General features: G+C 46.4%; 14 protein-coding genes. 11 read left to right on the top strand and 3 right to left on the bottom strand.

Annotation, left to right across the window (positions count from 1 at the left end; genetic code table 11):
• The first annotated feature begins 77 nt into the window (after window positions 1-77).
• On the top strand, window positions 78-779 hold the full coding sequence (locus tag BLW49_RS14580) for a DUF1796 family putative cysteine peptidase (protein WP_256209762.1): 702 nt from the start codon (window positions 78-80) through the stop codon (window positions 777-779).
• A gap of 218 nt (window positions 780-997) precedes the next feature.
• Here BLW49_RS14580 and BLW49_RS14585 read toward each other — a convergent pair whose 3' ends face one another.
• Together BLW49_RS14585 and BLW49_RS14590 are read right to left on the bottom strand one after the other, a co-directional pair.
• Window positions 998-1,318, bottom strand: coding sequence for a hypothetical protein (locus tag BLW49_RS14585; protein ID WP_090725349.1), 321 nt, complete (start codon window positions 1,316-1,318; stop codon window positions 998-1,000).
• Window positions 1,299-1,571 carry a hypothetical protein gene (locus tag BLW49_RS14590; protein WP_090725351.1) on the bottom strand — a complete coding sequence of 91 codons (273 nt, stop codon included), beginning with the start codon at window positions 1,569-1,571 and terminating at the stop codon, window positions 1,299-1,301. The genes BLW49_RS14585 and BLW49_RS14590 overlap by 20 nt, the downstream gene beginning before the upstream one ends.
• A gap of 587 nt (window positions 1,572-2,158) precedes the next feature.
• On the opposite strand from BLW49_RS14590, the gene BLW49_RS14595 reads away from it, so the two are divergent.
• From BLW49_RS14595 to BLW49_RS14610, 4 genes are all read left to right on the top strand, one after another.
• A complete protein-coding gene (locus tag BLW49_RS14595) occupies window positions 2,159-2,704 on the top strand; it encodes an RNA polymerase sigma factor (protein WP_047910790.1) in 546 nt (181 codons plus the stop codon).
• Window positions 2,705-4,135 (top strand): anti-sigma factor, encoded by a 1,431-nt coding sequence (locus BLW49_RS14600; protein ID WP_090725352.1) that lies wholly within the window; start codon window positions 2,705-2,707, stop codon window positions 4,133-4,135.
• 255 nt (window positions 4,136-4,390) lie between these two features.
• Window positions 4,391-5,413: a DNA polymerase III subunit delta gene (gene holA, locus BLW49_RS14605; RefSeq protein ID WP_076313307.1), complete on the top strand. Its 1,023-nt coding sequence runs from the start codon at window positions 4,391-4,393 to the stop codon at window positions 5,411-5,413.
• Window positions 5,414-5,506: 93 nt separating this feature from the next.
• Complete coding sequence (locus BLW49_RS14610) at window positions 5,507-5,923, top strand: VOC family protein (protein WP_076313306.1); 417 nt, start codon at window positions 5,507-5,509, stop codon at window positions 5,921-5,923.
• A gap of 95 nt (window positions 5,924-6,018) precedes the next feature.
• Here the strand turns inward: BLW49_RS14610 and rpsT are convergent, their stop codons facing one another.
• Window positions 6,019-6,291 carry a 30S ribosomal protein S20 gene (gene rpsT, locus BLW49_RS14615; RefSeq protein ID WP_047910794.1) on the bottom strand — a complete coding sequence of 91 codons (273 nt, stop codon included), beginning with the start codon at window positions 6,289-6,291 and terminating at the stop codon, window positions 6,019-6,021.
• 210 nt (window positions 6,292-6,501) lie between these two features.
• On the opposite strand from rpsT, the gene gpr reads away from it, so the two are divergent.
• The 6 genes from gpr to BLW49_RS14645 all read left to right on the top strand — a co-directional run bounded on the left by gpr (window position 6,502) and on the right by BLW49_RS14645 (window position 13,191).
• Entirely contained in the window at window positions 6,502-7,494 is a 993-nt protein-coding gene (gpr, locus tag BLW49_RS14620; protein ID WP_076313305.1) for a GPR endopeptidase, read from the top strand.
• A 203-nt stretch (window positions 7,495-7,697) separates the two neighbouring features.
• Complete coding sequence (locus tag BLW49_RS14625) at window positions 7,698-8,975, top strand: stage II sporulation protein P (RefSeq protein ID WP_076313304.1); 1,278 nt, start codon at window positions 7,698-7,700, stop codon at window positions 8,973-8,975.
• 66 nt (window positions 8,976-9,041) lie between these two features.
• The gene (locus tag BLW49_RS14630) at window positions 9,042-9,416 is read left to right on the top strand and encodes a DUF3679 domain-containing protein (RefSeq protein ID WP_076313303.1); all 375 of its coding nucleotides are present in this window, start codon (window positions 9,042-9,044) and stop codon (window positions 9,414-9,416) included.
• Between the two features lie 78 nt (window positions 9,417-9,494).
• The gene (gene lepA / locus BLW49_RS14635; protein ID WP_076313302.1) at window positions 9,495-11,312 is read left to right on the top strand and encodes a translation elongation factor 4; all 1,818 of its coding nucleotides are present in this window, start codon (window positions 9,495-9,497) and stop codon (window positions 11,310-11,312) included.
• A 156-nt stretch (window positions 11,313-11,468) separates the two neighbouring features.
• Entirely contained in the window at window positions 11,469-12,650 is a 1,182-nt protein-coding gene (gene hemW, locus BLW49_RS14640; RefSeq protein ID WP_256209763.1) for a radical SAM family heme chaperone HemW, read from the top strand.
• A gap of 79 nt (window positions 12,651-12,729) precedes the next feature.
• The gene (locus tag BLW49_RS14645) at window positions 12,730-13,191 is read left to right on the top strand and encodes an N-acetyltransferase (protein ID WP_090725354.1); all 462 of its coding nucleotides are present in this window, start codon (window positions 12,730-12,732) and stop codon (window positions 13,189-13,191) included.
• The last annotated feature ends 42 nt before the right edge of the window (window positions 13,192-13,233 follow it).

The raw sequence follows: 13,233 nt of genomic DNA on the forward strand, positions 1-13,233 counted from the left end.
GGAGTTAGTACGATATGCGAAGGGCGTGCAAAGTCCAAGCATTTTGTCTGCTGTTTATATAATATAGAAAGAGGAGAGTGACTTTCACAAGAAAAAAGGGTGAGCAGAAGTTGAACGTACAGGATCTGAAAAAGAATTATGATCTTATCGTAAGTTTTGGTATTTCCTGTGCGCCTGCGATTCAGTTGAGACGGTACAATCTAAGGAGAACATCCTTGCCGCTCGACTGGATGATATCCTCGAAGCTGTCCGATGTGAACAGACTGCTGCAGCATCGTTTTCAAGGCTTTATGGAGTTGAACAATATGCAAGTGCTGGAAGATACCCATATTATGCTGGAGGACGGAAATCCGGTATTTCATGATCGGGGAGGGCTTGTGGAGTCCTATATGATCAAGGATACTTCGTATAATATCATTTCAGTTCATGATTTCCCCCTTGTTCCAGGTCAACATTGGTCGGTGCTCTATCCGGAATATAAAGAGAAGCTGCAAAGGCGAATTCAGCGTTTCTATGATAAACTGGCGGGCAGCTCCTCTACTTTGTTTATTCGCTGGTCCGCGAGTTATGAGGAGACTTTTCATTTACGTGCAATATTGTCCCAGCTGACCTTAAGTGAGTATCGTATATTAATCTTGAATCCGGTCGAGGGACAGTGTGGCATGGCTGATGCCGGTTGGAATTTGGATCGGGTCTGTTCCCTGAATGTTCCTCCCGACATGAACGCCTTGGAGACCTGGGACGAACTTCTTGCAGGAATTACAATCAGTGAAGGCTGAGGGAGAACGTAACAGGCTGCCGGATTTCATGACTTTGCCGATCTGTACTTTTGAATTTGGTATAATTGAATAGCTTCATGTTCACGACGAATAGATAACGATTGTTTTCTGTTCGTTTTTTCTATGGGAAGAAGCCCCATTATCATAGGTTATAACACTTTAAGAAGACAACCTGATTTTAGAAAAAAGGCTGGTCTCTTGTGAGACCAACCTTAGAATTAGTATCGAGTTTGAGCTCTGCTTTTTTTCATCCCGATCAGCCATCCCACAATACTCAGTACTAAAATACCAGCGAGCACTACGATTTGTTGTGATGGACTGAAGTTAAAATACGAGGTGAGTGTGTTCTGAACTGCACGTCCCCCAATGATGATCAGGTAGGTCACAAGCCAGCCGCAAGCGGCGCCCAAGAGTGTCCAGTTCAGGACACGGTTCGACAAGGTCGTTTGGATCAAAAGATACCCCGCTTTGATTGCAATAATAGGCAGGTAATTGAATCTTGCGATGGAGCAAGTGTCATCAGCAGCGAGTAGAGCCATAAGCCGGCTGCACCGCCAAACCTATTCCACGTATATTTATCTTGTTATAAATGATCACAAACAAAATAAAGACAACAAGCGTAACTACCGGGAATAAGTAAATACCGGTAAGTGCTGCCGATAGACCCGGGAAGCTGCCAGGACCTCTATCAGGCAACGAGCTGTAATAGAATACGTCCATTAATTGATATACACATAAATAGAGTGCCAGAGCAGTAACAATACTTCCAAGTAATGAGTAAATAATCTTCATGCTGAATATCCTCCGCAATTTCCTTTTATACATTTTAGTTTGACGCGCTTATTTTAAATAGGTTTCTTTCACCAATCCATTTAATTCAAGCAATAGATATATTATATGTATCCCGTTCTGACCTGCATAAACATATTTTTCCTGATGAACAGAGACAAGGGGGAACTGATAAGGAGAGAGCACTTCCTGTATGTCTTTAGACTCTCCCTTATGAGGGAGGTGCTCATAAATGCTAGGGAATAAAGGTTCTTATTTTCCTTCGTAAAGTGTAAATATACCCAGCAGCACCCCAAACCTTGGAACCAACGGCTTCAGCAAACAGTCTAAATGAGTGAACTAGTTAAATTTGGATGACGATGTTCCAGAATTTTGATATTGTAGAGGAAGCTTTTACTTTAAAATCCTATTATTTTCTATATAAGGATTAGCCTAACTCGCTCTCATCAGACCTTGATTTGGGGTTTATGCAGCTTTCTCTATATACATAAATTCCGTATCAGCCAGTTAAATGAGCATTAATCACGCATGTATGCAACAAATGGAGCATAACTTGCGTCTGTAAAGATACAAGGAGAGGGGGATCCTTTGTGGTAGAGCAGGGACTCATCAGAGCCGCTCAATCAGGCGATCGCGACGCTCTAATTACCCTATTGCGAGAAATCGAACAGCACGTCTACAAAACGGCATACTACATTTTAAATAATGAGCAGGATGCACTAGACGCTGCCCAAGAAGCGCTCATTCGCATTTATACCAAGATTGATTCGTACGAAGAAAAAGCACAGTTCAAAACCTGGGTGCAGCGTATAGTTACGAATATTTGTATAGATAAATTTAGAAGAACCAAACCGACCGTTTCCATTGATGAGCATGAAATGATATTCGAAGACAGGCAGGATGTCGAGCATGAAGTAATGCTGACGTATGTAACGAAGGATGTCCAGTCCGCAATTAATCAGTTATCCGAGCATCACAGGGCCGTGATCGTATTAAGGTATTTGCAGGACCTCTCTTATAACGAGATTGCAGATTGTCTTGACTTGCCGTTAAATACGGTGAAATCTTATTTGTTTAGAGCGAGACAGCAGCTGCAGAATCTATTACAGGAGTACCAGAAAGGTGGTGTAACTTAGATGAAATGCCAAGAGGTGGTGGAAAGTATGCACCGATATATCGATAATGATCTGAACGATCAGGAAAAAGAGCAGCTTTTTGCGCATATGAAGACTTGTCCGAGCTGTTCGGAGAAATTTCAAATATTAAAAGCGTTGTCGCGGGATTTAGAAGCAATACCTGACGTAGCCCCGCCATTCAGCTTGGTAGATCGAATTATGCCGCAGCTTGATGCAATAGATCGTGCAAAGAAGGAACAGGGAAGTGCTCTTCAAGAAATGAAGAAGGAGCCTGAGCTGACCGTATTACCCGGTCGTCCTTCAATCAAGGCTTCAAAAGGATGGATGAAATCCTATGTAGGCCGTATGATCATGGGTACTGCAGCAGCAGCGGTTATTCTCGGTGTTGCTGTATATAACTATGAACCGCAGCAATTGAATCAGGCCGAAGTGGACTCCCACCTGATGAGTGAAACGGAACAGCAATCCGATTCTACTAGCGGCAGCGGGGGCGTCGCTCCTAAATCGGAAGAGGCAGATGCAAGCCTGAAGCTGAAGGAATCCGGTACGGAGACGGAGGCAGCAGGAACGGAGACGGGAGAGGTTCAATCTGATCAGGCGGATACAGCTCGGGCAGAAGAAGTGCCGTCACCATCCAATTCAGGAGACAACCATGCTCAAGACACAGAAACCGCTGCTCCTAATACTGACAGGGAAGCTGCTCCAAGCAAAGCGGAAGATCCATCTTCTCCTACCCCTGGCTCAGATAAAGGGTCTGGCAATGGTAGTGGGGGAAGTCAATCCGAATCGCCGTCAAAGTCGACTACGGATCACAAACCGGCCCCAAGCTCAAGCAGCGCTCCATCGGCAGAGCCTAGCACAAGCGGCCAAACGGGCAATACACAGGGTGGAGACAATGATGCTAAAGGGCAAAGCGATACAAGTGGGCAAAACTCAGCTGGAGAGCAGAACTCCACGGATACTGGAACTTTCAGTATCCAGTCGAATTCCTCATCAGAAATGAGCAGTGCATCTGGAGTAAGCGAACCTCCAAGCAGTAGAGATGAATCCGAGATTCAGAGCCAGGGCTTTAGAAGCTTGGACCTTCCAGGCCTGGTTATGACGATATCTCCTAATTGGCTCTCGCCTGACGGTAAGTATCTCGTTGAAGTCACAGATACGAAGTTAAACGTATATCAGCTGAATGGAGATAATAACGAAGAGAAGAAGCTGTTGCAAGCCATTGAGTTAAAGGGAACCTGGGTTAAAGGAAACTGGTCTGAAGATAGTATGACGTACAGTTATGAACTAGAGTTTGAAGGAAAAACGACACAGCACAGCTATGCTGTACCGGTGAAGTCGGACAGCAGCACGACAGCTCCGTCATCAACGCAAAATAGCAGCACACCAAGCTCCAGTAAAAATACGGAGAACGCTGAACCCAAGAAATAAGACTTGGCCCACACCATTTAAGCAGCACCTGAATATGTATATGATGATTCATCGTTTATGATGAGTCGATTAAGTTAGGGAAGGCGTCGTATGACCGCCGGCCGAATGGTTTCTAGAGCCAGTCTTCGGATATCCGGTGTTTATATAGATGCTTGAACAATAGGGACCTGCCGCCTGTTTAGGACAGACGGAAAGGTCCCTTTGTTGTCTTGCTTTTTTTCTGTTAGGATAATAGGGATGGAGGTGTGTTCGTGAGTGAGTGATGTAAAGGCAGCAGCAAAAGCAATTCGAGGCGGCAGTCCGGCCAGTGTCTATCTGCTGTATGGAACAGAGAAATACCAAATGAAGCAGTTTGCAGATTTAATGAAGGAGCAGCTCATAGAAGAAGCTCATCGTGACTTTGCAATAGCAACGTATGATACAGCCGATACACCTATTGAACAAGTGATTGAGGAAGCGGAGACGGTTCCTTTTTTGGTGCCCCGGAAGTTGATCTTTATTCGGGATCAACAGCTGTTTACAGCAGGCAAAGATAACTCCAAGATTGAGCATCGTATGGAGTCACTGACGTCTTATTTGGACAATCCCGCTGAATACAGCGTACTTATATTTATGGTCCAGGGCGAGAAGCTGGATGAACGCAAGAAGATCGTAAAAACGATGAAAAGTAAAGCGACGGTATTGTCCTTTGGAGCACTCCAAGGGGATGAACTGATTGGCTGGATTGTTAAAAAAGCGGAGTCACAGAAAGTAGTTATAGAGAAGGCAGCAGCCGATGCGCTTGTATCGAGAGCAGGCACGAGCCTGCAGACCTTATCTGCTGAAGTAGACAAGCTGTGTCTCTATGCGGGTTCGGGAGGAACAGTTGCGGTCTCTGACGTGGAAGCAATGGTAGCGAGAAATACCGAACAGAACATCTTTGCTATGGTGGAGGAAATCGCACGATTAAGGCTGAGCAGCGCACTTGAAATCTTCTACGAATTATTGAAGCAGAAGGAAGAGCCGATCAAGATTATGGCGCTGATCGCCAGACAATTCCGCATTATACTGCAGGTGAAAGAGCTGGCTTCCCAGAGCTATTCTCAGCAGCAAATTGCAAGTACGCTGGGGCTCCATCCCTATGCGGTCAAGATCGCTGGAGAGCAATCGAAGAAGTTCCAGGCGGACCGGCTGCGTCTCATTCTGAAGCATCTGGCAGAACTCGATTATCAAATGAAGACAGGAGCTATTGATAAAGTGCTTGGACTTGAATTGTTTCTACTGAAGCTAGGTGCCTGATCTGATAGATTTATCTCCATAATTTGGATATAATAGGCTCGATAGGTGCCAATGTCTTTTGCCTATACGCTTGTTATGGAATGAGGACGAACAATGTCAATGGTAATATCACCGTATATTTATTTGGATGGACAGTGTGCTGAAGCAATTTCTTTTTATGAGAAGGTTCTACAGGCGAAGAATCTGGGTGTTCAGACGTATGGTGAGCTTCCGAATTCATCTGAACCCATGCCGGAGCATTTGAAGAATCGAGTGCTGCATGGGGCGCTGGAGATCGATGGTAATAAAATCTTGTTCTCTGACTCCATGTATGGACAGCCCTATACCTTAGGTGATCAGGTCACCATTGCCATAACGACTTCGGAGCTGGACCGGCTGAAGGGAATGTATGAGGGACTGGCTGACGGAGGGAAAGTGCTGATGGAACTGCAGTCTACCTTCTTTAGTCCCCTGTACGGCATGGTTCGAGACAAGTACGGAATTACGTGGCAGCTCAGCGGCGAGGCCTAACTTGAATTGACATTGATATATGGAAAAGAAACTAAAAAATCCTGATCAGCTGGGCTGGTCAGGATTTTTGCTTAGTCATTATAAGAAACGCAGTCTTATGCGTTAGCAGTAAGAGCGTTCAATTTTTTAGCCAAGCGGGATTTTTTACGGGCTGCAGCATTTTTATGAACAAGACCTTTAGATACAGCTTTGTCCAATTTTTTGGAAGCAGCTTGAATCGCAGCTTTAGCTGTTTCAACTTCGTTCGTAGTCAGCGCTTGGTCAGCAGCTTTAACAGCTGTACGCAGTGCAGACTTCTGGGAAGCGTTCAGCGCACGACGTTTATCGTTAGTTTTAACGCGTTTCACAGCGGATTTGATGTTTGGCATTACATTCACCTCCTGTTAAGGCAATACTTATGAAATACAAAACGTTTCACAACTTAAAATATTCTAGCATGAGCACCCTCAAAAAGCAACAATAACATATGTGATGTTCTTGTGAAAATAGAGGATCGGCTGGCAATTTTGCATAAAAAAGGTCTTGTTCGGCGCACACTACGATAAACTTGTTACTTACTGAGGGAGGAACTACACAGCATGACACTAGATCTGCAAAAGTATGGCGTACGCACCGATCTTGCCATCGAAGCCCGTGAGCTTGCCGGAGTCCAAGAGATGTCTGGCATCCAGGAGGACGTGGAGCAGTTAGGTGACGTCAAAGTGACTCGGCTTGACGTATTGAATGAACAAGGAGCACAGCGCTTGGGACGGATTATGGGACATTATGTAACTCTTGAAGTGCCCAAGCTTCGGAATGGCGACACGACTCTCCAAGAGCAGGTCACTGCTGTATTTACCAAAGAAATGGAAGATTTCATTGCGAAGATTGGGATTAACAAGCAGTCGAAGGTATTTATCGTCGGATTAGGTAACTGGAATGTGACCCCCGATTCTCTGGGACCGCTTGTTGTAGAGAATACGCTCGTTACACGGCAATACTTCGAGCTAATGCCAGATCAGGTATCCCCTGGATACCGCGAAGTGAGCGCGATAGCACCAGGTGTTCTAGGCCTTACAGGTATTGAATCCAGTGAGACGATCCAGGGAATTGTAGAGCTGACCAAGCCGGACCTGATCATCGCCATCGATTCGCTCGCCTCCCGTTCGCTTGAAAGAGTAAACACAACGATACAGGTGGCAGACATCGGCATTCATCCGGGCTCGGGCATTGGGAACAAGCGCAAAGGAATCACGAAGGAAATTATGGGCGTGCCTTGTATTGCCATCGGTGTACCGACGGTATGCTACGCCTCAACGATTGTTAATACAACCTTTGAGCTCATGCAGGCCCACTTTAACAAGCAAACGGATGCAGGCAGTCAGATTCTCGGGGTGCTGAATGAGATCAGTGAGCAGGAAAGACTCGGTCTCGTAAAAGAAGTGCTTGATCCGCTTGGACATGATTTAATTGTGACCCCAAAGGAAATTGACGAATTTATCGAAGATATCGCAAATATTATCGCAAGCGGCCTGAATGCCGCCTTGCATGACGCCGTGAAGCTTGAGAATGTAGCATCCTATACACACTAACACAGCGCCATACACACTTAGACACTTAGCAAAGTGCTGACTGCAAGCTAGAGGCTCCACCTGAACAAGAAGGCCGAATCTATCGGTCTTCTTTTTTTTTGCTATTTTCCTGGTTCTACTTTTTCGTGAGAGTTCATAGTTTTGAAATATGAGAGATTACAAGACTCAAGCTGAATCGCTCGCGGAGGTGGAATAATCCCATTATGAATAAGATCCAAACCTGGAACGTTTCGAGAATGAGAGCACGAGTTCTTCGTATTTTGGCGACAGGGCGTGCACTATTGCTGCTTATATTGGTGTCTGCCCTATTTTTTGTTCTGCTTGGTTTGTCAGGGATGGCAGAGAGAAGGCTGAATACTTCACCTGTCTCCTCTATGCAGGGGTTTGCCGGGTCGATATCAAGCGGAATATTTATGGATGTGCTGGGTATGGAGGTTCCGCATTTGGCCCAAGGCAAGCAGCAGTCAACCTTAACCTCTGAACAGGTGACATCCTTTGTATTTGAACTGCTGACAGGCGTAGATCCATTGAATCCCAAGAGCCTGATTGCAAGTCAGGTTCCCGGTATGGCAAGCAACAAGCCGGTACTGCTGAGAAGCGGCTCAGGCAATGAGATGGCGGAAGCTCCGCAGGATTATCAGCCAGACCCCGGATTTGTCGCTTCTTCCGTTGAAGGTAAGGACGAAGAGACTGATCCTGAACCAACAGAGAACAATACAGAAGAACCACCATCAGCAGAAGAAGATCCTCCGACTGAGGTGCCTGGCGAGGTCATTGATGAGCAAGATCCGGAGGAAGCTCTCAAAAAAACAGTACTCATCTATCATTCTCATCCACATGAAGCTTATAATCCCCTGCTCGGCACGGACAGCACGAATCCTTCGTCCGGCAAAGCCAGTGCCAACGTGTTCAGGGTAGGTTCCTTTGTCAGTAAGCAGCTAGAGAAGCAGGGTGTAGGTACGGTTCACGCACAGGAGGACTACGTAACCACTCAGGAGGACTATAACTGGAACTATTCCTATAAATACTCAAGAGAAACAGTGAAGGCAGCAATGGCGGAGAATGATGAGCTGACGTATCTGATTGACATTCATCGCGACTCTCAGCGTAAGAGCAAGACGACGGCGAAAATTAATGGAGTCACTTATGCCAAAGTGTATTTCATCATTGGTCACGACAATCCTAACTGGGAGAAAAATGAGGCTTACGCTGCACAGCTGCATAAGAAAATGGAGAAGAAGTATCCCGGAGTATCAAGAGGCGTATGGGGCAAGGATGGCGGGGGAGGAAATAACGGCGAGTATAACCAGTCTTTATCGGATAACAGCATCCTGGTTGAAATCGGCGGAATCGATAACACGGAAGAGGAGCTGAAGCGCACCTCAGAAGCTCTGGCGGATATCATCGCTGAAGTGTACATGGAAGATCAGAATGTGGAGAAGGCGAGCACCGACGATTCTTCATCAGCAAATAAAGGATAAATGAGCTATGAATGGATTGAGACAAATAGGCTCCAATGGAGCAAATTTGATATTGGGGGAAGAATAATGGCCGCATTTGGGAAAAGGCTGATTATATTCGCAATTCTGCTCATTCTGGGAATGCTGATGGGAATGCAGATCGCGGGCACTGGATTTTCACTTGAGGGGCAGCAAGGTCAGGGTGTCAGTGCACAGCAGCAATTACAGCAGGAATATCAGCAGGAACAGGCTATGGAGGCTAATGAATTGGAGCAGACGGTATCTGCTTCCTTGCCTGAAGCACAGCCTCAGATTGTCACCCCGCGTGATGTACTTACCACAGAGCCTGCTAAAGCTTCTGCTGTCGATGTTCTTGCCGAAAAAACAGCCGGTCTGCTCCAGCAGGTATCGCAGAGCGGCATCCGCTGGGTCGTTTCCCTTTTTAACGGTGTAACGGAATAGATGATCCAAATATTGAAGGCTGTACCTCTAACTGCTATAATGAGATGATTGACATTAGGCTGTTTGTGGGGGTAAGGCATGACAGACATTCAGGCAAGACAAAAGAAAATTAGAAATTTCAGTATCATTGCACATATAGACCACGGTAAGTCTACATTGGCAGACCGTATTCTGGAGTACACGGGTGCACTAACATCGCGCGAGATGCAGGAGCAGGTGCTTGACCAAATGGAGCTGGAGCGTGAACGCGGAATTACAATCAAGCTCCAGGCCGTACGTTTGACGTACAAGGCTGATAACGGTGAAGAGTATATTCTGAACCTGATTGATACGCCGGGGCACGTCGATTTTACGTATGAGGTATCCCGCAGTCTGGCAGCCTGTGAAGGCGCGCTTCTGGTGGTGGATGCGGCTCAGGGCATCGAAGCTCAGACGCTTGCGAACGTGTACCTTGCGCTCGATAACGATCTTGAGATTCTGCCGGTTATTAACAAAATCGATCTTCCAAGCGCAGATCCTGAACGTGTAAAGCAGGAGATTGAAGATGTTATCGGTCTGGATGCCAGTGAAGCTGTACTTGCTTCCGCCAAAGCAGGCATCGGAATTAAAGAAATTTTGGAGCAGGTTGTGACCGGTGTGCCTGCACCTACAGGCGATCCGAACAATCCACTGAAGGCACTTATTTTTGACTCGCACTATGACCCTTATAAGGGAGTTATTGTATACATTCGTGTCGTCGACGGGAAGATCAAGGCCGGCTCGAAGATCAAGATGATGGCGACTAACAAATCGTTCGAAGTTATTGAGGTCGGTGCGTTCATGCCGCGGATGACGATTGTGGACGAGCTGAACGTCGGCGATGTAGGCTTTGTCGTTGCCGGGATCAAGCATGTAGGCGACACCCGGGTCGGGGATACGATCACTGATGCGAAGAATCCGACTTCGGAACCGCTGCCGGGTTATCGTAAGATTAACCCAATGGTATACTGCGGACTCTATCCAATCGATACATCCGATTATAACGACCTGCGTGAGGCGCTTGAGAAGCTGCAGCTGAACGATGCTTCACTCAGCTTTGAGCCGGAGACATCCAGTGCGCTCGGCTTCGGCTTCCGCTGTGGATTCCTCGGCCTCCTGCACATGGATGTTATTCAAGAACGGATTGAACGTGAGTTTAATATTCCGCTCATCACTACAGCCCCAAGCGTTATTTACCGGGTTAATCTGACGAACGGAGAAGTTCTGGAGATCGACAACCCGTCGAACTACCCTGAGGTTGGACGTATTGATAACGTAGAGGAGCCCTACGTCAAAGCTGACATCATCGTACCGAATGATTATGTTGGAACGGTAATGGAGCTGTGTCAGAGCAAGCGCGGAGAATATTTGAATATGGAATATATCGACTCCAACCGGGTAACGATCACCTATGATATTCCTCTTGCTGAGATTGTGTATGACTTCTTCGATCAGCTGAAGTCCAGCACGAAGGGCTATGCCTCTTATGACTACGAGATTTCCGGTTATCGCCAGTCGAATCTGGTGAAGATGGACATTCTGCTGAATGGGGAGCAGGTCGATGCACTCTCCTTCATCGTACACCGCGAGCGTGCGTATCAGCGCGGACGGATCATTTGTGAGAAGCTGCGTGAGCTGATTCCAAGACAGATGTTCGAGGTGCCGATTCAAGCGTCTGTCGGAACAAAGGTGGTTGCCCGCGAAACAATTAAGGCGATGCGTAAGAACGTACTCTCCAAATGTTACGGCGGTGACATCTCACGTAAGCGGAAGCTGCTAGAGAAGCAAAAAGAAGGTAAGAAACGGATGAAGCAAGTAGGTAACGTAGAGGTGCCGCAGGAAGCATTTATGGCGGTACTGAAGATTGACGATAATTAATGTACAGAATAAGGGAAGCCGTATCGGCTTTCCTTTTTTCTTCATTAACGATACAATGGCTTCTTGTAAGCGATGAATGATCATGCATATTATTGCAGGTTGAATCAATTTTACGAAATTGATTCTATCAACTTATATTAGAGGGGGTATACCCGCATGGCAGCAGAGATGCCGAAATTGATAAATAGCGCACCCGAAGCGGTGTATATTCATATTCCTTTTTGCACCAATAAATGTTTCTACTGTGATTTTAATTCCTATGTGCTGAAGGATCAGCCAGTCATGAAATATTTAGAAGCGCTGGAGCGGGAGATGGAGTATACCGTCAAGAAGACACCTCCAGGCGAGATTAAGACCATATTTGTTGGCGGAGGGACACCAACCGTATTGAAGCCAGACGAGATGGAGTACTTTTTGAAATCGGTTCGAACTTATTTCCCGGACTGGGCAGACGATATTGAATTCTCCATGGAGGCGAATCCAGGAACAACGGATCTGGAGAAGCTGTCCGTAATGAAAGAGGGTGGCGTCAATCGGGTCAGCTTCGGGGTACAGGCTTTTCAAAATGAGCTGCTGACTGGCATTGGCCGTATTCATAATACAGATGATGTATATCGCAGTCTGGAAAATGCGCGCAAAGCGGGCTTGACGAATCTATCTATTGATTTGATGTTTGGATTGCCGAACCAAACGGTCGATATGCTCTCAGAGAGCGTGAGTAGAGCACTAGAGCTTGATCTTCCTCACTACTCGATCTATGGGCTTAAGGTAGAGGAGAACACACTCTTCCATACGCTGTTCCAGAAGAATCAGCTGCCTCTCCCGGATGAGGACCATGAGCTGGAGATGTATAAGCATCTGATGCAGAGAATGAAGGATGCTGGATATATCCAATATGAGATCAGCAATTTTGCGAAGCCTGGAATGCAAAGCCGTCACAATATGACGTATTGGAGAAATGAAGATTATTACGGACTTGGTGCAGGAGCCCATGGATATGTAGGTCGTGAACGCCACATGAATGTCAAAGGTGTGAACCCTTATATAGAAAAAGCAGAACAAGGTCTTCCAAGACTCGAAACCGCTCAGATCACAAGAGAAGAGGCGATGGAAGACTTCATGATGGTGGGCCTGCGTATGCTGGATGGGGTATCGAGCAGCCGCTTTGAAGCACAATTCGGTGAGAAAGTCGAAGACATATTTGCTGGACCACTGCATAAAATGGTGCATGCAGGTCTCCTTGATGCCACAGGTGACGGATATCGTTTGAGCAGTCAGGGAGTCCTGTACGGGAACGAAGTTTTTGCTGAATTTATTGGGGCATTAACCGTCAAATAACCGCTTGAACTTTTATACGCTCTGATGTATATTTATACACATGTTACTTTTTGTCAGGGCGTAAGGAGGAGAGGCGGTCATGGCTGCGGTTTGCAGAAAGGCATCTCATGAGGATGTCGAGACATTGTACGAGATGATCAAGGGTTATGCAGAGAGAGGGATAATGCTCCCTCGTTCAAGAGACATCCTGTATAGGCAGATTGATCTCTTCGTCGTCGCAGAAGTCGACGGAAATGTAGTGGGATGCGGTTCTTTGTGCAAGCTGGGTAAGGATCTGGTCGAGATCCGGTCTCTAGGCATATCCGACGGTCATAAAGGGCAGGGGATTGGGTCGCTGCTTCTGGACAAGCTGGTGGAAGAGGCAAGAGAACAGGAAATCCCGAAGGTAATGGCGTTAACCTACGAGGTATCCTTCTTTGTGAAGAATGGATTCTCCGTTGTAAATAAAGAGATTTTTCCGGAAAAAGTATGGACCGATTGCGTGAACTGCAGCAAGCAGCATGCATGTGATGAAATTGCAGTTCTTAAGATACTGAACTGACTTGACAATGCTCAGGTCAGTTTGGTATTTTTGTATTACTGG

The organism is Paenibacillus sp. PDC88 (genome assembly GCF_900106725.1).
Lineage (GTDB): Bacteria > Bacillota > Bacilli > Paenibacillales > Paenibacillaceae > Paenibacillus > Paenibacillus shunpengii.

What these genes read in the sequence shown, in the direction of transcription:
- gpr (WP_076313305.1), top strand. Translation starts at nt 6,502, where the DNA reads ATGACACTAGATCTGCAAAAGTATGGCGTACGCACCGATCTTGCCATC.
- BLW49_RS14600 (WP_090725352.1), top strand. Translation starts at nt 2,705, where the DNA reads ATGAAATGCCAAGAGGTGGTGGAAAGTATGCACCGATATATCGATAAT.
- hemW (WP_256209763.1), top strand. Translation starts at nt 11,469, where the DNA reads ATGGCAGCAGAGATGCCGAAATTGATAAATAGCGCACCCGAAGCGGTG.
- BLW49_RS14590 (WP_090725351.1), bottom strand. Translation starts at nt 1,571, where the DNA reads ATGAAGATTATTTACTCATTACTTGGAAGTATTGTTACTGCTCTGGCA.
- BLW49_RS14625 (WP_076313304.1), top strand. Translation starts at nt 7,698, where the DNA reads ATGAATAAGATCCAAACCTGGAACGTTTCGAGAATGAGAGCACGAGTT.
- BLW49_RS14645 (WP_090725354.1), top strand. Translation starts at nt 12,730, where the DNA reads ATGGCTGCGGTTTGCAGAAAGGCATCTCATGAGGATGTCGAGACATTG.
- BLW49_RS14585 (WP_090725349.1), bottom strand. Translation starts at nt 1,318, where the DNA reads ATGGCTCTACTCGCTGCTGATGACACTTGCTCCATCGCAAGATTCAAT.
- rpsT (WP_047910794.1), bottom strand. Translation starts at nt 6,291, where the DNA reads ATGCCAAACATCAAATCCGCTGTGAAACGCGTTAAAACTAACGATAAA.
- lepA (WP_076313302.1), top strand. Translation starts at nt 9,495, where the DNA reads ATGACAGACATTCAGGCAAGACAAAAGAAAATTAGAAATTTCAGTATC.
- BLW49_RS14630 (WP_076313303.1), top strand. Translation starts at nt 9,042, where the DNA reads ATGGCCGCATTTGGGAAAAGGCTGATTATATTCGCAATTCTGCTCATT.
- BLW49_RS14610 (WP_076313306.1), top strand. Translation starts at nt 5,507, where the DNA reads ATGTCAATGGTAATATCACCGTATATTTATTTGGATGGACAGTGTGCT.